This window comes from Cellulomonas sp. Leaf334 (assembly GCF_001424195.1).
GTDB lineage: Bacteria > Actinomycetota > Actinomycetes > Actinomycetales > Cellulomonadaceae > Cellulomonas.
Genome location: NZ_LMOO01000001.1, coordinates 194,651 through 212,260 on the forward strand (window position 1 = coordinate 194,651; position 17,610 = coordinate 212,260).

The following is a 17,610-nucleotide window of genomic DNA, read 5'->3' on the forward strand; positions in this document are numbered from 1 at the left end:
CCGTCATTCGGATGAGGGATGGCTCAGGACTAGCACCACAGAGCAGGCTGGTCCATGATCGAGGACGGCGACATCCTCGGCGAGGTGACGTCATCCTGACCGGATCCCCCTCGTCCCGTCTGGAGGTACCGCTGCCGTGCGACTCGGAGTGCAGGTCCGCGAAGCCCTGCCGGGCGACATGGAGAGCCTCGTCGCGCTCTGCCTCGCTGCGCGGCGAGAGGCTGCCGTCGGTGCTCAGCTGTGCACCGACGACGCCGACCGGCTCCGCGACCAGCTGGGAGCGCTCCTGGCCGTCCGGGGCGGACGTGTGCTGGTGGCCCTGCTCGACGACGAGCCGTCGGGTCTGCTGCTGGCCCGGGTGGTCGGCCCCGGACCCTTCACCGACCTGGTCAGCCTCGACATCGAGGCCGTGTACGTGCTGCCGGCAGCCCGCCGCCGCGGTCTCGGTCACGCGCTTCTCGTCGGCGCGACGACGGTGGCCGACGAGGCCGGCGCGACCGAGATGTACTCCTCGCCCCTGCCGGGTGCCCGGGGGATGCAGCGATTCCTCGCGCGGCTGGGCTTCGCCCCCGCGGCATCCCACCGCGTCGTGACCACGGCGGCGCTGCAGCGCAAGCTCACGCACGAGCACGGCCACTCCGGTGCCCCGGGATCGGTGCGTCGTTCGGGTCCGCGCGGGCTCGAGGACCTGATCGCCCGGCGGCGGCAGGCTCGCGCTGCGCGCCAGCCCGTCGTCGACGAGCCCGCGACACCCGCGCGGGCGTCCGGAGCGGATCAGGGTCGGGCGTCGATCACCATGCAGGTCAGCCGCGCCGTGCAGAGCGGTCGGCCGTCCTCGTCCTCCACCACCACCTGGTAGCTCGCCAGGCGCCCGCCGAGGTGCAGCGCGGTCGCAGTGCCGGTGACGATCCCGGAGCGGGCGGCCCGGTGGTGCGTCGCGTTGAGCTCGATCCCGACCGCGGCGCGGCCCTCCCCGGCATGAGCCATCGCGGCGATCGAGCCCAGCGTCTCGGCCAGGACGGCCGACGCGCCGCCGTGCAGGAGGCCGTAGGGCTGGGTGTTCCCGGCCACGGGCATCGTGCCGACGACGCGCTGTGCGGAGGCCTCGAGCACCTCGATGCCCATGCGCTCGATGAGGGTGCCTGCGTACTGGGGGACCGGTGCAGTCGTGTCGGACATGGCAGATAGGTTGGCACCCGTGAGCGACGCACTGCCAGCGGTTCCGCCGGCCACCCCCGGAACGCCTGCCCGACTTCTCCTGATCGACGGCCACTCGATGGCCTACCGGGCGTTCTTCGCGCTCCCGGTGGACAAGTTCGCGACGTCCGCCGGTGAGCCCACGAACGCCGTCTTCGGGTTCTTCTCGATGATCGCGAACCTGCTCCGCGACGAGGAGCCGACGCACGTCGCCGTCGCGTTCGACGCCGGCCGGACCACGTTCCGCACGGAGGTCTACGAGGCGTACAAGGGCAACCGGGACGCGACGCCCGCTCCGTTCAAGGGGCAGGTGGCGGTGATCGAGCGGGTCCTGGAGACCATGCACATCCCGTCGCTGAGCAAGGCGCAGTTCGAGGCCGACGACATCCTGGCCACGCTGTCCGTCCAGGCGCGTGCGCAGGGCATGCAGGTCCTCATCTGCACGGGCGACCGCGACGCGCTCCAGCTGGTCAACGACGACGTGACGGTCCTGTACCCCGTCAAGGGCGTCTCGGAGCTCGCACGGATGACGCCGGCCGCCGTGGAGGCGAAGTACGGGGTTCCGCCGCACCGCTACCCGGACCTCGCGGCGCTCGTCGGCGAGTCCAGCGACAACCTGCCGGGCATCCCGGGGGTCGGCCCGAAGACGGCCGCCAAGTGGATCGGGCAGTTCGACGGGCTCGACGGGATCCTCGCCGCCGCGGACCAGGTCCCCGGCAAGGCGGGGGAGTCGTTGCGCGACAACCTCGACCAGGTGCGCCTCAACCGGCAGCTCAACGCGCTGCTGACGGACCTCGAGCTGCCGCTCGGCCCTGAGGACCTCGCGGCGCGGCCCTGGGACCGCCCGGCACTGCACGCGATCCTGGAGGAGCTGGAGTTCCGCGCGATCCGGGACCGGCTGTTCGCGATGCTGCCCGACGAGAAGGGCGAGGGGCCGGGGACCGTCGCGGCGGCGCAGATCGACCACACGGTGCTCGGTGCCGGGGAGCTCGGCGGGTGGCTGTCGGAGCGCGCAGGGCGTCCGCTGGGGGTCGACGTGCGTGGCTCGGGAGCGCCCGCGAGCGGCGACGCGTGGGGGATCGCCCTGGCGGACCCCGACGGCCAGGCGGCGTCGTTCGACCTCGCCGAGATCCAGCCCGCGGACGAGGCGGCGCTGGCGGCGTGGCTCGCGGACCCGGCCGCACCCAAGATCGTGCACGCGGCGAAGGAGGCGTGGCACGCGCTGGTCGGGCGCGGGCTGCCGATCGCCGGCGTCGTGCTCGACACCGAGCTCGCGGCGTACCTGTGCCAGCCGGACCGGCGCGCGTACGACCTGACGGACCTCGCCATCGGCTACCTGCACCGGGAGCTGGGTGCCGACGAGGTGTCGAGCAGCGGCCAGGGCGCGCTGGACCTCGAGCTCGACGGCACCGACGAGGGCCGACGCGCCGCCGTCCGGGCCGCCGCCGTGCGCGACCTCGCGGACGTGCTCAGCGGCGAGCTGTCCGACCGCGGCGCCACGGGTCTGCTCGAGAACCTGGAGCTCCCGCTGGTCGACGTGCTGGCCCGCATGGAGCGCACGGGTATCGCGATCGACTCGGGCTACCTGTCGAGCCTGGAGAAGTCGTTCGACGGCCAGGTGCAGAACGCCGCCGCCGAGGCGTACGCCGTGATCGGGCGGGAGGTGAACCTCGGCTCGCCCAAGCAGCTCCAGGAGGTCCTGTTCGACCAGCTGGGCATGCCGAAGACGAAGAAGATCAAGACGGGCTGGACCACCGACGCGGCGGCTCTCACCGACCTGTTCGCGCGCACGCAGCACCCGTTCCTCGAGCACCTGCTCGCGCACCGTGACGCCATCCGCCTGCGCCAGACGGTCGAGGGCCTGCTCCGGTCGATCGCGCCGGACGGCCGCATCCACACGACCTTCCAGCAGACGATCGCGGCGACCGGTCGGCTCTCGTCGGCGGACCCGAACCTGCAGAACATCCCGATCCGCACCGAGGCCGGCCGGCAGATCCGCCGCGCGTTCGTGGTCGGCGACGGCTACGAGACGCTGCTGACGGCCGACTACTCGCAGATCGAGATGCGGATCATGGCGCACCTGTCGGGCGACGAGGGCCTGATCGAGGCGTTCCGCTCGGGGGAGGACCTGCACAGCTACGTGGGTTCCCGTGTCTTCGGCGTGCCGACGGACGAGGTGACGCCGGCCATGAGGTCCAAGATCAAGGCGATGAGCTACGGCCTGGCCTACGGGCTGTCGCCGTTCGGCCTCTCGCAGCAGCTCTCGATCGAGGTGTCCGAGGCGGCCGTGCTGATGCAGGACTACTTCTCGCGGTTCGGCGGGGTGCGCGACTACCTCACGGGCGTGGTCGACGTCGCCCGGCAGACCGGCTACACCGCGACGATCCTGGGCCGTCGCCGGTACCTGCCGGACCTGACCAGCGACAACCGCCAGCGCCGCGAGATGGCCGAGCGGATGGCCTTGAACGCACCGATCCAGGGCAGTGCCGCGGACCTGATCAAGGTCGCGATGCTCGGCGTGGACCGCGAGCTCACGCGCCGAGGGCTCGGCTCGCGCGTGCTCCTGCAGGTGCACGACGAGCTCGTGCTCGAGGTGGCGCCCGGGGAGCGGGACGAGCTGGAGGCGCTCGTGCGCGAGCAGATGGGGGCGGCGGGGGACGCGGCGGCGGACGGTCCGCTCGACGTGCCGCTCGACGTGACGGTCGGCGCCGGAGGCTCCTGGCACGACGCCGGGCACTGACCGGTGTCGCTCGATCGCGCGAATTGCCTGGGTATCGGCCAGTTCGTCGTAAGTATCGGGTGCGCTTTGGGGTGATCTAGGCCACAGTGTCGGGCACACAGTGGCGACGGAGCCGCTGACATCCCACCCGGGAGGCGCTTGTGACCGACACCTTCGGAGAACCTGAGACCGACTACCAACGAGTGCAGAACAGCGAGGAGTTCAAGGCGCTCAAGCGCCGGTTCCGTCGCTTCGTCTTCCCCATGACGGCCTTCTTCCTGGCCTGGTACTTCCTGTACGTCCTGCTCGCCGACTACGCCCACGACTTCATGTCCACCAAGGTCTGGGGCAACATCAACGTCGGGCTGCTGCTCGGGCTGGGCCAGTTCGTCAGCACGTTCGCGATCACGATGATCTACGCGCGCTGGGCCAACAACCGGCAGGACCCGGTGGCGGAGCAGCTGCGTCTGCACATCGAGAACGGCGACCCGCTGGACGGTGGTCGCGCATGACCGCCGCGCTGCCGGTCCTGCTCCGCGCTGCCGAGTCCGAGGACATCGGCAACCCGTGGGTCAACATCGCCATCTTCGGCGGCTTCGTCGCCATCACCCTCGTCATCGTGTTCCGGGCCTCCCGGAACAACAAGACGGCCGCGGACTACTACGCGGCCGGGCGCTCGTTCACCGGCCCCCAGAACGGCACCGCGATCGCGGGCGACTACCTGTCGGCGGCATCGTTCCTCGGTATCTGCGGCGCGATCGCGATCAACGGGTACGACGGCTTCCTGTACTCCATCGGCTTCCTGGTCGCGTGGCTCGTGGCCCTCCTGCTGGTGGCCGAGCTGCTGCGCAACACCGGCCGCTTCACCATGGCCGACGTCCTGTCGTTCCGGCTGAAGCAGCGCCCCGTGCGCATGGCCGCGGCGCTGGCGACCCTCACGGTCGTGTTCTTCTACCTGCTCGCCCAGATGGCGGGCGCCGGTGGTCTCGTGGCCCTCCTGCTCGGCGTCGACGGTGCCGCGGCGCAGGGCCTCGTCATCGCCGTCGTCGGCGCGCTGATGATCCTGTACGTCCTGGTGGGCGGCATGAAGGGCACCACCTGGGTCCAGATCATCAAGGCGGTGCTGCTGATCGCCGGAGCAGCCGTGATGACGATCTGGGTGCTGGCCCAGTTCGGCTTCAACTTCTCCGACCTCCTGCAGGGCGCCATCGACATGGCGGGTGAGGGCGGCGAGGCGGTCATCGAGCCCGGCAAGCAGTACGGCGTCAGCGCGATGAGCCAGCTCAACTTCCTCTCGCTCGCCCTCGCGCTGGTCCTCGGCACCGCCGGTCTGCCGCACGTGCTCATGCGCTTCTACACGGTCCCGACCGCCAAGGAAGCGCGTCGCTCGGTCGTCTGGGCGATCTGGCTGATCGGGATCTTCTACCTGTTCACGCTCGTGCTCGGGTACGGCGCAGCGGCGCTGGTCGGTCCGGAGGCCATCAAGGCGGCACCCGGCGGCGTCAACTCCGCGGCCCCGCTGCTCGCCTTCGAGCTGGGCGGCACGATCCTGCTCGGCCTCATCTCGGCGGTCGCGTTCGCGACGATCCTCGCCGTGGTCGCCGGTCTGACCATCACGGCGGCGGCGTCGTTCGCGCACGACATCTACGCGTCGGTGATCAAGCACGGCGAGGTCAAGCCTGACGGCGAGGTGCGCGTCGCGCGGATCACGGTGGTGGTCATCGGGATCCTGGCGATCATCGGCGGCATCTTCGCCAACGGGCAGAACGTGGCGTTCCTCGTCGCGCTGGCCTTCGCGGTCGCCGCGAGCGCCAACCTGCCGACGATCCTCTACTCGCTGTTCTGGAAGAGGTTCAACACCTCGGGTGCGCTGTGGAGCATGTACGGCGGACTGATCTCCTGCCTGGTGCTCATCACGCTCTCGCCGGTGGTCTCGGGCAAGGTCGACCCGGTGACGGGAGCCAGCCTGTCGATGATCAAGAACACGAACGTCGACTTCAGCGTGATCCCGTTGGAGAACCCCGGGCTCATCTCGATCCCGCTCGCGTTCCTCCTCGGGATCCTGGGCACGTTCCTCAGCAAGGACGGGAGCAGCCCCGAGAAGTACGCGGAGATGGAGGTCCGGTCGCTGACCGGTGCCGGCTCCGAGAAGGCGACGGTCGCGCACTGACGCCCTGATCTCGGGCGGCCACTCAGCCGGGTGGCCGCCCGAGGTGCGTCAGGAAGATCGCCGTCCCCGGCAGGCGGGCACCCCGCACGGGTCCCCACCCGCCCCAGGTCCGGTCGTGCCCGGTGGGCCACTCGGGCTCGACGAGCCGGTCGAGGACGAAGCCGGCCGCGACCAGCTCGCCGACGTGGTCGCCCAGCGTCCGGTGGTACTCGGCGTACAGCACGGCCCCTGACTCGCCGAGCTCGGCGTAGGGCGTGCGGTCGAAGTACGACCGCGTCGCGGTCAGGCCGGCCTCGCCGGGATCGTCGGGGAAGGCCCAGCGCACGGGATGCGTCACGGCGAACACCCACCTGCCGCCGGGACGCAGGACCCGGGCGACCTCCGCGTGCACCCGGTCCGCGTCCGGGACGAACGGGAGCGCGCCGAACGCCGTGAAGGCGACGTCGAACGTGTCGTCGGCGAAGGGCAGCACGCGGGCGTCCGCCTGGACCAGCGGTGTCTTGTGTCCCACGGCGGCGTCGTAGCGGGCGCCGGCCGCGAGCATGCCGCCGGACACGTCCGTCGCCACGACGTCCACACCCTCGCCCACGAGCCAGCGCGCGCACTGTGCCGCCCCGGCGCCGACCTCGAGGACGCGGCGGCCTGCCACGTCGCCGAGCAGGCGGGCGTCCTTCTCGCGCAGACCCTCCGGGCACCAGCAGAAGTCCGCGGGCCCCAGGAACGTGCCGTGCTCGTCGAGGTACTCGTCCGCGTTGGCGTCCCACCACCCACGGCTCGCCGATCCGCCGGCCGACGCCGGCACGTCCAGGTAGCCGGCCTCGGCCAGGGGATCGTCAGACACAGGACCAGTGTCCCTTCCGCGGGCCGTGCGCGCCGATACGCTGGGACGACGGCAGCCCGACGACGCGCTCCGATCCCCTGTCAGAGCGATCAAGGAGTGCCAGCGTGCGAGTCGGTCTGCTCACGGGCGGCGGCGACGTCCCCGGTCTGAACGCCGCGATCCGCGCCGTCGTCAAGCGCGGTGAGGGTGAGTACGGGCACACGATCATCGGGTTCCGGAACGGGTGGCGCGGGGTGGTCGACGGGTTCAGCCTCCCGCTCACCCGCCAGCACATCCGCAACCAGCTCGCGGTCGGCGGCACGCTCCTCGGCACCGCGCGGTACCACCCGCACGCGGACGACGGCGGCCTCGACGCCGTGCTGTCCACGCTGGAGTCCGAGCGCATCGAGGCGCTCATCTGCATCGGCGGCGACGGCACGCTGCACGCCGCGAGCAAGGTCGCCGAGGCGGGCGTCCGGATCGTGGCGATCCCCAAGACGATCGACAACGACGTCTGGGGCACCGACCAGTCCATCGGGTTCGACACCGCCGTCGCCATCGCGACGGAGGCCATCGACCGCATCCACACCACGGCGGAGAGCCACAACCGCGTGATGATCGTCGAGGTGATGGGCCGGCACGCGGGCTGGATCGCCGCGACGTCCGGCATCGCCGGGGGAGCCGAGCTCGTCCTCGTCCCCGAGGCACCGTTCGACATCGACAAGATCGAGCGGTTCCTCAAGCACCGCCACCGCGCGCACGCCAGCTTCTCGATCATCGTCGTCGCCGAGGGTGCGATCCCCGCCGAGGGGACGTCGATGCACTACGAGACGCCGGTGGGGAAGTTCGGGGACATCGTCGCCGGCGCCATCGGCGAGCGGCTCAAGGCAGAGGTCGAGAAGCGGACGGGCTTCGACACCCGGGTGGTCGTCCTCGGGCACGTCCAGCGCGGCGGCATCCCGACGCACGTCGACCGGATCCTCGGGTCGCGGTTCGGGGTGGCGGCGATCGACGCCGCGAGCGGGGGGCAGTCGAACGTCATGACGGCGCTGCGTGGCGAGCGTGTCGAGATGGTGCCGCTCAGCGAGGTGGCGGGGAAGGTGAAGTACGTGCCGGACGAGCTGCTCTCCGTGGCGCGTGCTCTTGCCTGACCGACAGCCCGACCGGCTTTGACCTGCCCATCGTCGCCCCGATAGGGTAGACGGCGGTGCCGCGCGCCTTGTTGCGTCGGCGTGTCCTGTCTCGTACTCGTGTCTCGCACTCGTCGAGGACCTTCCCCGGAGGGTCGGGGACGTCCCATCAGATCGCGGTCACCACACGCATGTCATGTGCCGCCGGCACACACGTTCAGTCCTTCAACTTCCCTGTCCGCAACGGAGCCCATCCCTACATGAGCATCACCACCCCCGCGAAGCCCGCCACCCCGCAGGTCGCGATCAACGACATCGGCTCGGCCGAGGACTTCCTCGCCGCGATCGACGCCACCATCAAGTACTTCAACGATGGCGACATCGTCGAGGGCACCATCGTCAAGGTCGACCGCGACGAGGTCCTGCTCGACATCGGTTACAAGACCGAGGGCGTCATCCCCTCCCGTGAGCTGTCCATCAAGCACGACGTGGACCCCGGTGAGGTTGTCAAGGTCGGCGACGCAGTCGAGGCCCTCGTCCTCCAGAAGGAGGACAAGGAAGGCCGGCTGATCCTGTCCAAGAAGCGCGCACAGTACGAGCGCGCCTGGGGCACGATCGAGAAGATCAAGGAAGAGGACGGCGTCGTCACCGGCACCGTCATCGAGGTCGTCAAGGGCGGCCTCATCCTCGACATCGGGCTGCGCGGCTTCCTGCCCGCGTCGCTGGTGGAGATGCGTCGCGTCCGCGACCTCCAGCCGTACGTCGGCAAGGAGATCGAGGCCAAGATCATCGAGCTCGACAAGAACCGCAACAACGTGGTCCTGTCGCGCCGTGCCTGGCTCGAGCAGACGCAGTCCGAGGTGCGCTCCACCTTCCTGCAGACGCTGCAGAAGGGCCAGGTCCGCCCCGGCGTCGTGTCCTCGATCGTCAACTTCGGTGCGTTCGTGGACCTGGGTGGCGTGGACGGGCTCGTGCACGTCTCCGAGCTGTCCTGGAAGCACATCGACCACCCGTCCGAGGTCGTCGAGGTCGGCCAGGAGGTCACCGTCGAGGTTCTCGACGTCGACTTCGACCGCGAGCGTGTCTCCCTGTCGCTGAAGGCGACGCAGGAGGACCCGTGGCAGGCGTTCGCCCGCACGCACGCCATCGGCCAGGTCGTCCCGGGCAAGGTCACCAAGCTGGTTCCGTTCGGTGCGTTCGTGCGCGTCGAGGACGGCATCGAGGGCCTGGTCCACATCTCGGAGCTGGCCGTGCGCCACGTCGAGATCCCGGAGCAGGTCGTCCAGGTCGGCGACGACGTCTTCGTCAAGGTCATCGACATCGACCTGGAGCGTCGCCGCATCTCGCTGTCGCTCAAGCAGGCGAACGAGGGCTTCGACCCGGCCAGCGAGGACTTCGACCCCGCGCTGTACGGCATGGCGGCGGAGTACGACGAGGCCGGCAACTACAAGTACCCCGAGGGCTTCGACCCGGCCACGAACGAGTGGCTCGAGGGCTTCGAGGCTCAGCGCGAGGTGTGGGAGGCGCAGTACGCGCAGGCCCACGAGCGCTGGGAGGCGCACCGCAAGCAGGTCTCCGACGCCGCGAAGGCCGACGCGGAGGCCGCCAGCGGCGCCGCCGAGGGTGCCACGGCTTCGTCCTCGTCGTCGAGCTCGTCGGCCGGCCCCGTGCCGTCGTCGTACTCGTCGTCCACCGAGGAGGCCGCGGGCACGCTCGCGTCCGACGAGGCGCTCGCCGCTCTGCGCGAGAAGCTCACGGGCAACTGATCCACGCCTGACGCTCGAAGGCCGGTCACCCTCGCGGTGGCCGGCCTTCGGCGTTCCCGGCCTCTGCGCCGCGGTGCGCGACAGGGCAGGATGGTCGGATGCAACGCATCGGTCTGACAGGCGGGATCGCGGCCGGCAAGTCCGTCGCGGCACGGCGACTGGCGGAGCTCGGGGCGGTGGTGATCGACTCGGACGTCCTGGCGCGCGAGGCCGTGGCTCCCGGGTCCGTCGGGCTGGACGCCGTGGTCGAGGAGTTCGGTTCCGGGGTGCTCGCCGGGGACGGGTCGCTGGACCGTGCGGCCCTCGCCTCCATCGTGTTCGCCGACGACGCGGCGCGTGCCCGGCTCGACGGGATCGTGCACCCGATCGTGCGCCGCCTGTCCGCCGAGCGCGAGGCCGCGTCCGCGACGACCGACCACGGCGCCGTGGTCGTGCACGACATCCCGCTGCTGGTCGAGACCGGACAGGCCGACGCGTTCCACGTCCTCGTGGTCGTGCACACTCCTGCGGTCCTGCGCGTCGAGCGCCTGGTGCGCCTGCGGGGCATGGACCGGCCAGAGGCGGAGGCGCGGGTGTCCGCGCAGGCGAGCGACGACGAGCGGCTCGCGGTCGCCGACGTCGTGCTCGACGGAGCCGGCAGCGACGACGACCTGCGCGCCCAGGTGGACGACCTCTGGGACCGCCTCGCGGTCGAGCGTGCCGACGAGCTCGCCGCGGAGACCCCGTGACGCGGGTCCTGGTGACGGGCTTCGGACCCTTCGACGGTCAGACCGTCAACGCGTCGTCGCTCGCGGTGCGCGAGCTCGCCGCACGGTGGACCGGTCCGGATGAGCTCGTCGTGCGGGAGCTCCCGGTGTCGTTCCGGGGCGCACGTCAGCAGCTGCGGGTGGCGGTCGGCGAGGTGGAGCCCGATCTGGTGGTGTGCGTCGGCGAGGCGGACCAGACCTCCGCGGTCGCTGTGGAGCGCGTGGCCGTCAACGTGATCGACGCGCGGATCCCCGACGTCGACGGGTCGGCACCGGTCGACGTCCCGGTGATCGCAGGTGCCCCGGCCGCGTTCTTCTCGACCCTCCCCGTCAAGGCGTGCGCCGCCGCCGTGCGCGACGCAGGCGTGCCGGTCGAGGTGTCGAACACGGCCGGTCTGTACGTCTGCAACGCCACGTTCTACGCGCTCCAGCACCTGCTGGCATCACGTCCGGAGGTCCGCAGCGGGTTCGTCCACGTGCCGCGCACGCCGGCTCAGGTGGGCGTGGGCGCACCGGCGATGGAGGTCGACGACGCTGCCACGGCCCTGGAGGCCGTCCTGCGTGCCGCGCTGGTGACCACCGTCGACGTGCGGGAGTCCGCGGGCACTCTCGCCTGACCCGCACGTGTCGGTGGTGCCACGTACGGTTGTGGCATGCGTCCAGTCACCGATCTCCAGCGGACCGTCGCGCCCTTCGAGGTGATCTCCGAGTACACGCCGTCGGGGGACCAGCCGAAGGCGATCAAGGAGCTGACGGCGCGGATCCAGGCGGGGGAGAAGGACGTCGTCCTGCTCGGTGCGACCGGGACGGGCAAGTCCGCGACGACGGCGTGGCTCATCGAGCAGGTGCAGCGGCCGACGCTCGTGATGGCGCCCAACAAGACGCTCGCCGCGCAGCTGGCCACGGAGTTCCGGGAGCTGCTGCCCAACAACGCCGTCGAGTACTTCGTCTCCTACTACGACTACTACCAGCCTGAGGCGTACATCGCGCAGACGGACACCTACATCGAGAAGGACTCCTCGATCAACGACGAGGTCGAGCGGCTGCGGCACTCGGCCACCAGCTCGCTGCTCACCCGACGCGACGTGATCGTCGTCGCGTCCGTCAGCTGCATCTACGGTCTGGGCACCCCGCAGGAGTACGTCGACCGCATGGTGACGCTGTCTGTGGGCGACCAGGTGGACCGTGACCAGCTGCTGCGCAAGTTCGTCACCATGCAGTACACCCGCAACGACATGGCGTTCACGCGCGGCACCTTCCGCGTGCGCGGGGACACGGTCGAGATCATCCCGGTGTACGAGGAGCTGGCCATCCGGATCGAGTTCTTCGGCGACGAGATCGAGGCGATCGCCACGCTGCACCCCCTCACGGGTGACGTCGTCCACTCCGAGCAGCAGATGCACATCTTCCCGGCCACGCACTACGTCGCCGGTCCGGAGCGCATGGAGCGCGCGATCATGGGGATCGAGCTGGAGCTGGAGGACCGGCTGGCGGAGCTGGAGCGGCAGAACAAGCTGCTCGAGGCGCAGCGCCTGCGCATGCGCACCACGTACGACATCGAGATGATGCGGCAGATCGGCTCGTGCTCCGGCATCGAGAACTACTCGCGGCACATCGACGGACGCAGCGCCGGCACCGCACCCAACACCCTGATCGACTACTTCCCCGAGGACTTCCTGCTGGTCATCGACGAGTCGCACGTGACCGTCCCCCAGATCGGCGCCATGTTCGAGGGCGACATGTCGCGCAAGCGGGCGCTGGTCGACCACGGCTTCCGCCTGCCGAGCGCGACCGACAACCGCCCGCTGCGCTGGGAGGAGTTCGTCGAGCGGATCGGCCAGACGGTCTACCTGTCGGCGACGCCCGGCAACTACGAGCTGTCCATCTCCGACGGGGTGGTCGAGCAGATCATCCGCCCGACGGGTCTGGTGGACCCCGAGGTCGTCGTCAAGCCGACGACCGGCCAGATCGACGACCTGCTGGGGGAGATCCACGACCGCGTCGAGAAGGACGAGCGCGTCCTGGTCACCACGCTCACCAAGAAGATGGCCGAGGACCTGACGGACTACTTCCTGGAGAAGGGCGTCCGGGTCCGCTACCTGCACTCCGAGGTGGACACGCTGCGCCGCGTCGAGCTCCTGCGCGAGCTGCGGATGGGCGAGTACGACGTGCTCGTCGGCATCAACCTGCTGCGCGAAGGGCTCGACCTGCCGGAGGTGTCGCTCGTCGCCATCCTCGACGCCGACAAGGAAGGGTTCCTGCGCTCGGGGCGCTCGCTCATCCAGACGATCGGCCGCGCCGCCCGCAACGTCTCCGGCCAGGTGCACATGTACGCGGACCGGATCACCGACGGCATGGCTCAGGCCATCGACGAGACCGCACGCCGCCGCGAGAAGCAGGTCGCCTACAACCTCGAGAACGGCATCGACCCCACCCCGCTGCGCAAGAAGATCGGTGACATCACCGACCTGCTGGCCCGCGAGGACGCGGACACCGCCGAGCTGCTCGGCGGCGCCGGACGGCAGTCCAGTCGCGGGAAGGCGCCTGTACCCGGGTTCGGCTCGAAGAAGGGTGCCCCCCGCGACGAGCGGACGCGGCTCACGGGTGCCGCCGCGGGGGAGCTGGCGGACCTCATCCAGCAGCTGTCGGACCAGATGCACGCGGCGGCGGGCGAGCTCCAGTTCGAGCTCGCCGCACGGCTGCGCGACGAGATCTCGGGGATGAAGAAGGAGCTGCGGCAGATGCAGGCCGCGACCGCCTGAGGCGTCGGCATCGTGGACACGACACGAGGTGGACACATGCGTGGCTTATGCTTGCGCGCGTTGAAGGGGAGTACCCCAGTCACGATCCTGTCGTCATCACGGACCCGCTAGCGCGGTGCCCGGTGGGATCGGTCCGCAGCGGCACGCCGCGCGGGCGGGGGAGACCTTCGGTACCGAAGCACATCTCGTACCGGAGGTTTCTGCATGGACGTGTCCGGCCTGGTCTGGGCTGCGACGGCGGTCTTCGTCGTCGGTCTGATCTTCTTCGACTTCTTCGCGCACGTGCGCACGCCGCACGCCCCGACGTTCCAGGAGTCGGCGCGCTGGTCGATCTTCTACATCGCCCTCGCGCTGATCTTCGGCGTGGTGGTGGGCATGGCGTGGGGCTGGGGCCCGGGCACCGAGTACTTCGCCGGGTACGTCACGGAGAAGAGCCTCTCGGTCGACAACCTCTTCGTCTTCCTCATCATCATGACGAAGTTCGCGGTGCCGCGTGAGTACCAGCAGAAGGTGCTGCTGGTGGGTGTGGTCATCGCGCTGATCCTGCGGACCGTGTTCATCCTGGCGGGTGCCGCGGCCATCGAGCAGTTCTCGTGGGTCTTCTACATCTTCGGGCTCTTCCTGGTCTACACGGCGGTCAAGCTCGCACGCGAGCACCACGACCCCGAGCACCTCGACACCGAGGAGCGGCCCGACGGCATCGCGGTCCGCATGCTCAAGCGGCTGCTGCCGACGACGGACGAGTACCACGGCGACCGCCTCACGGTGAAGATCGACGGCAAGCGGTTCCTCACGCCGATGCTCGTGGTGATGGTCGCGATCGGGTCGACCGACATCCTGTTCGCGCTCGACTCGATCCCGGCCATCTACGGCCTGACCGAGGAGCCGTACATCGTCTTCACCGCGAACGCGTTCGCCCTGCTGGGCCTGCGTCAGCTGTACTTCCTCATCGGTGGTCTGCTGGAGCGGCTGATCTACCTGTCGCAGGGTCTGGCCGTCATCCTCGGCTTCATCGGCGTCAAGCTCGTGCTGCACGCCCTGCACGTGAACGAGCTGCCCTTCATCAACAACGGGGAGCCCGTCGAGTGGGCCCCCGAGATCCCCATCTGGCTGTCGCTCACCGTCATCCTCGGCACCCTCGCCGTGGCGACGGTGGCCAGCCTCCTGAAGACCCGCCACGACAAGACGCGCGACGAGGTCGCCCCGTCGTCGAACGAGAACTGAGGACACCCCGGTGAATGTCGACCCCCTGGTCTGGATGGTCTCGCTCGGCCTGGCCGGCGCGCTGCTCGTGGTCGACGTCGCCGTCGTCGCCCGCCGTCCGCACGTGCCGTCCACGGCGGAGTGCGTCCGGTACCTGGCCTTCTACATCAGCCTCGCGGTCCTCTTCGGGATCGGGGTGTGGGCGACGTCGGGTGCCGAGTTCGCGGGTCAGTTCTACGCCGGCTGGCTGACGGAGTACTCGCTGTCGGTCGACAACCTGTTCGTGTTCCTGCTGATCATGGGCAAGTTCGCGGTCCCGAAGGCGTACCAGCAGACGGCATTGCTGGTCGGGATCATCCTGGCCCTGGTGTTCCGCGGTCTCTTCATCTGGGCGGGTGCCGCGGTCATCGACGCGTTCAGCTGGGTGTTCTACCTGTTCGGGGCGTTCCTGGTCTGGACGGCGTGGAAGGTCGGTCGGGAGGGCGAGGCGGGCGAGGACGACGAGTTCCACCCGCCGCTGATCCTGCGCCTGGTGCAACGGTGGTTCCCCGCGACGCAGCAGTACCACGGCGTGAAGCTCACGGTCGTCGAGGGCGGCCGCCGGCTGATCACCCCGATGTTCGTGGTCCTGGTCGCCCTCGGTGCGACGGACCTGCTGTTCGCGTTCGACTCGATCCCGGCGATCTTCGGGCTCACCAGCGAGCCGTACCTGGTGCTCATGGCCAACCTGTTCGCACTCATGGGTCTGCGCCAGCTGTACTTCCTGCTGGGTGACCTGCTCAAGCGCCTGGTGTACCTGAACATCGGGCTCGCGGTCCTGCTCGGGTTCATCGGCGTCAAGCTGGTGCTGCACGCGCTGCACGAGAACGAGGTGCCGTTCATCAACGGGGGAGAGCCGGTCGCGTGGGCCCCCGAGATCCCGATCTGGCTGTCGCTGAGCGCGATCGTCCTGATCCTCGGGGTGACCGCGATCGCGAGCATCGTGAAGGTGCGGCACGACCAGCGGCGCGCGCTGACGGCTGTCGTGGCCGACGAGCCGGTGGCCGAGCCGACCGACTGACGCGTCAGCTGCTCCAGGGGCCGAGCACGACGTCCCACGCACGGACGTCGCTCTGCGCGACGACCCCTTCGCGGACGAACGGGTCGTCCGCGAGGATCGCGGCGACGACCTCGGGGGAGGCTGCGCGGAAGACCAGCAGGGCGCCGGGGTCGCCGTCGGTGAACGGGCCGGAGCCGAGGAGCGTGCCGTGCTCGGCCAGTGCGGCCAGGTAGGTGCGGTGCTCGGCGCGGAAATGGTCGCGCACGTCGGTGCGCTCGTCGTAGGTGTAGCGGACGGCATAGGTGGGCATGGCGCCATCCTGCCCGAGCCGGTGGCAGAGTGCTGACATGGCTCGGATCCTGCGGACGCTCCTGACCGACGACGTCCTGGCCCGCATCCACGAGCGGGCGCCCGTGCACGACCGGGAGAACACGTTCCCGCACGACGACCTCGCGGACCTGGTCGCACTGGGGTACCTGACCGCGTTCGTGCCGGAGCGCCTGGGTGGTGCGGGGCTCTCCCTCGAGGAGGTCGCACGCGAGCAGGTCCGGCTGGCGGCGGCCGCTCCGGCGACCGCGCTGGCGGTGAACATGCACCTCGTGGTCACCGGGCTGGCTGCGCTCCTCGTCGGCCGGGGCGACGAGTCGGTGGAGTTCGTCCTGCGCGACGCGGCCGCGGGCGAGATCTTCGCGTTCGGCAACTCCGAGCCCGGCAACGACCTGGTCATGTTCGGCTCACGGACGCGCGCGGAGCGGCAGCCCGACGGCTCGTACCGCTACACCGGCACGAAGATCTTCACGTCGCTGTCCCCGGTGTGGACGCGGCTGGCCACGTTCGGGCGGGATGACGCCGACCCGGACGACCCGCGCCTGGTGCACGGCGTGGTGTCGCGGGGGGACGGTGGCGTCGAGGCGCGCGACGACTGGGACACGCTCGGGATGCGCGCGACGCAGTCGGCCACGACGGTGCTCGACGGCGCTCTCGCGCCGGCCGACCGCGTGTACCGGTCCCTGCCGCCGGGACCCAGCGCGGACCCGTTCGTGTTCGCGCTCTTCGCGGTCTTCGAGATCCTGCTCGGTGCGGTGTACACGGGCATCGGCCGGCGGGCGATCGAGCTCGGCGTCGAGGCTGCACGGCGGCGGACGTCGATGAAGTTCGACGGCCGTGCCTATGCCCAGGATCCCGACATCCGCTGGCGGGTCGCCGACGCGGTGCTGGCGCAGGACGGGGCGGAGCTGCAGGTGTTCGCCCTGGCGCGGGACGTCGACGAGCAGGTGGACCACGGCGCGCGCTGGTTCGCGCAGCTGGTCGGGCTCAAGGTCCGCGCGACGGAGTCCGCGCGGGTGGTCGTCGACAACGCGATCCGCGTGTCCGGGGGCGGGTCGTACTTCTCCGGGAGCGAGCTGGGGCGGCTCTACCGGGACGTGCTGGCGGGGATCTTCCACCCGTCGGACGACGAGTCGGCGCACGCGACGCTCGCGACGTCGGTGCTGGGTCCCCCCGAGGTCTGACGTGGAGCTGCCCGACGAGCTGGCCCTGCCCGGGGCCCGGTTGCGCGCGCTGCGGGAGGACGACTGGCTGCTCGACCACGCGCTGTCCCGCGTCGTGGACGTGCCGCGGTGGACGTACTACCCCGCGGACGTCGATGAGCTGGAGGCGCGCGAGCGGGTGGGTCGGAGCCTCGCCCAGCGTGCCGAGGGCCGGGGCGGGCGGTTCGTCGTCGAGCGGTCGGGGGAGACGCTCGGCACCATCGGGCTGGGGCTGCGCGACGACGGCCCGCACCTCTACTACGCGTTCCTCCCAGCGGGTCGCGGACTCGGGCTGGCCACCGAGGCAGTCCGTGCCCTGACGCGTTGGGCTCTGGAGCACGGCGCGGACGTGGTGAGCGCCCGGACGATGGTCGGGAACACGGCGAGCGAGCGCGTCCTCGAGCGGGCGTCGTTCCGGCGTGGACCACTCGAGGTGGAGCCCGACGGCGTCTCGGTGGTCCGGTGGTCCTGCGTGCCGATCCCACAACCTACTCTCGAGTAACTTACGCTTCCGTAGGTTACGATCGGG

Annotated in this window: 16 protein-coding genes; 13 read left to right on the forward strand and 3 right to left on the reverse strand. The window is 70.3% G+C overall.

What is annotated here, in order from left to right:
* Positions 1–136: 136 nt before the first annotated feature.
* On the forward strand, positions 137–859 hold the full coding sequence (locus ASF78_RS00920; RefSeq protein ID WP_235518329.1) for a GNAT family N-acetyltransferase: 723 nt from the start codon (positions 137–139) through the stop codon (positions 857–859).
* On the opposite strand, the gene ASF78_RS00925 is transcribed toward ASF78_RS00920, so the two are convergent.
* Positions 775–1,179, reverse strand: coding sequence for a PaaI family thioesterase (locus tag ASF78_RS00925; protein WP_056583799.1), 405 nt, complete (start codon positions 1,177–1,179; stop codon positions 775–777). The genes ASF78_RS00920 and ASF78_RS00925 overlap by 85 nt on opposite strands.
* Between ASF78_RS00925 and polA the strand changes: the two genes are divergently transcribed.
* From polA to ASF78_RS00940, 3 genes are all read left to right on the forward strand, one after another.
* On the forward strand, positions 1,178–3,937 hold the full coding sequence (polA, locus tag ASF78_RS00930; RefSeq protein WP_082494737.1) for a DNA polymerase I: 2,760 nt from the start codon (positions 1,178–1,180) through the stop codon (positions 3,935–3,937). The two genes, ASF78_RS00925 and polA, sit on opposite strands and share 2 nt — an antisense overlap.
* Before the next feature lie 140 nt (positions 3,938–4,077).
* Positions 4,078–4,428: a DUF485 domain-containing protein gene (locus ASF78_RS00935; RefSeq protein ID WP_082494738.1), complete on the forward strand. Its 351-nt coding sequence runs from the start codon at positions 4,078–4,080 to the stop codon at positions 4,426–4,428.
* Positions 4,425–6,086, forward strand: a complete 1,662-nt coding sequence (locus ASF78_RS00940; protein ID WP_056583802.1) for a cation acetate symporter — start codon at positions 4,425–4,427, stop codon at positions 6,084–6,086. Before ASF78_RS00935 ends, ASF78_RS00940 begins: the two co-directional genes overlap by 4 nt.
* A 22-nt stretch (positions 6,087–6,108) precedes the next feature.
* Here the strand turns inward: ASF78_RS00940 and ASF78_RS00945 are convergent, their stop codons facing one another.
* Entirely contained in the window at positions 6,109–6,927 is an 819-nt protein-coding gene (locus ASF78_RS00945) for a class I SAM-dependent methyltransferase (RefSeq protein ID WP_056583803.1), read from the reverse strand.
* Positions 6,928–7,031: 104 nt separating this feature from the next.
* On the opposite strand from ASF78_RS00945, the gene ASF78_RS00950 reads away from it, so the two are divergent.
* The 7 genes from ASF78_RS00950 to ASF78_RS00980 all read left to right on the forward strand — a co-directional run bounded on the left by ASF78_RS00950 (position 7,032) and on the right by ASF78_RS00980 (position 15,573).
* Positions 7,032–8,057: a 6-phosphofructokinase gene (locus tag ASF78_RS00950; RefSeq protein ID WP_056583806.1), complete on the forward strand. Its 1,026-nt coding sequence runs from the start codon at positions 7,032–7,034 to the stop codon at positions 8,055–8,057.
* Positions 8,058–8,296: 239 nt separating this feature from the next.
* The gene (rpsA, locus tag ASF78_RS00955) at positions 8,297–9,802 is read left to right on the forward strand and encodes a 30S ribosomal protein S1 (RefSeq protein WP_056583809.1); all 1,506 of its coding nucleotides are present in this window, start codon (positions 8,297–8,299) and stop codon (positions 9,800–9,802) included.
* Between the two features lie 98 nt (positions 9,803–9,900).
* Complete coding sequence (gene coaE, locus ASF78_RS00960; protein ID WP_056583812.1) at positions 9,901–10,530, forward strand: dephospho-CoA kinase; 630 nt, start codon at positions 9,901–9,903, stop codon at positions 10,528–10,530.
* The gene (pcp, locus tag ASF78_RS00965; RefSeq protein WP_056583813.1) at positions 10,527–11,165 is read left to right on the forward strand and encodes a pyroglutamyl-peptidase I; all 639 of its coding nucleotides are present in this window, start codon (positions 10,527–10,529) and stop codon (positions 11,163–11,165) included. Before coaE ends, pcp begins: the two co-directional genes overlap by 4 nt.
* A gap of 36 nt (positions 11,166–11,201) precedes the next feature.
* A complete protein-coding gene (uvrB, locus tag ASF78_RS00970) occupies positions 11,202–13,310 on the forward strand; it encodes an excinuclease ABC subunit UvrB (protein ID WP_056583814.1) in 2,109 nt (702 codons plus the stop codon).
* Positions 13,311–13,514: 204 nt separating this feature from the next.
* Positions 13,515–14,534: a TerC family protein gene (locus ASF78_RS00975; protein WP_056583815.1), complete on the forward strand. Its 1,020-nt coding sequence runs from the start codon at positions 13,515–13,517 to the stop codon at positions 14,532–14,534.
* Positions 14,535–14,544: 10 nt separating this feature from the next.
* Positions 14,545–15,573 carry a TerC/Alx family metal homeostasis membrane protein gene (locus tag ASF78_RS00980; protein ID WP_056583818.1) on the forward strand — a complete coding sequence of 343 codons (1,029 nt, stop codon included), beginning with the start codon at positions 14,545–14,547 and terminating at the stop codon, positions 15,571–15,573.
* 4 nt (positions 15,574–15,577) lie between these two features.
* Here the strand turns inward: ASF78_RS00980 and ASF78_RS00985 are convergent, their stop codons facing one another.
* On the reverse strand, positions 15,578–15,862 hold the full coding sequence (locus tag ASF78_RS00985; RefSeq protein WP_056583821.1) for a YciI family protein: 285 nt from the start codon (positions 15,860–15,862) through the stop codon (positions 15,578–15,580).
* Between the two features lie 37 nt (positions 15,863–15,899).
* On the opposite strand from ASF78_RS00985, the gene ASF78_RS00990 reads away from it, so the two are divergent.
* A complete protein-coding gene (locus ASF78_RS00990; RefSeq protein WP_056583824.1) occupies positions 15,900–17,063 on the forward strand; it encodes an acyl-CoA dehydrogenase family protein in 1,164 nt (387 codons plus the stop codon).
* 1 nt (position 17,064) lies between these two features.
* Positions 17,065–17,583: a GNAT family N-acetyltransferase gene (locus ASF78_RS00995; RefSeq protein WP_056583827.1), complete on the forward strand. Its 519-nt coding sequence runs from the start codon at positions 17,065–17,067 to the stop codon at positions 17,581–17,583.
* Positions 17,584–17,610: the final 27 nt, after the last annotated feature.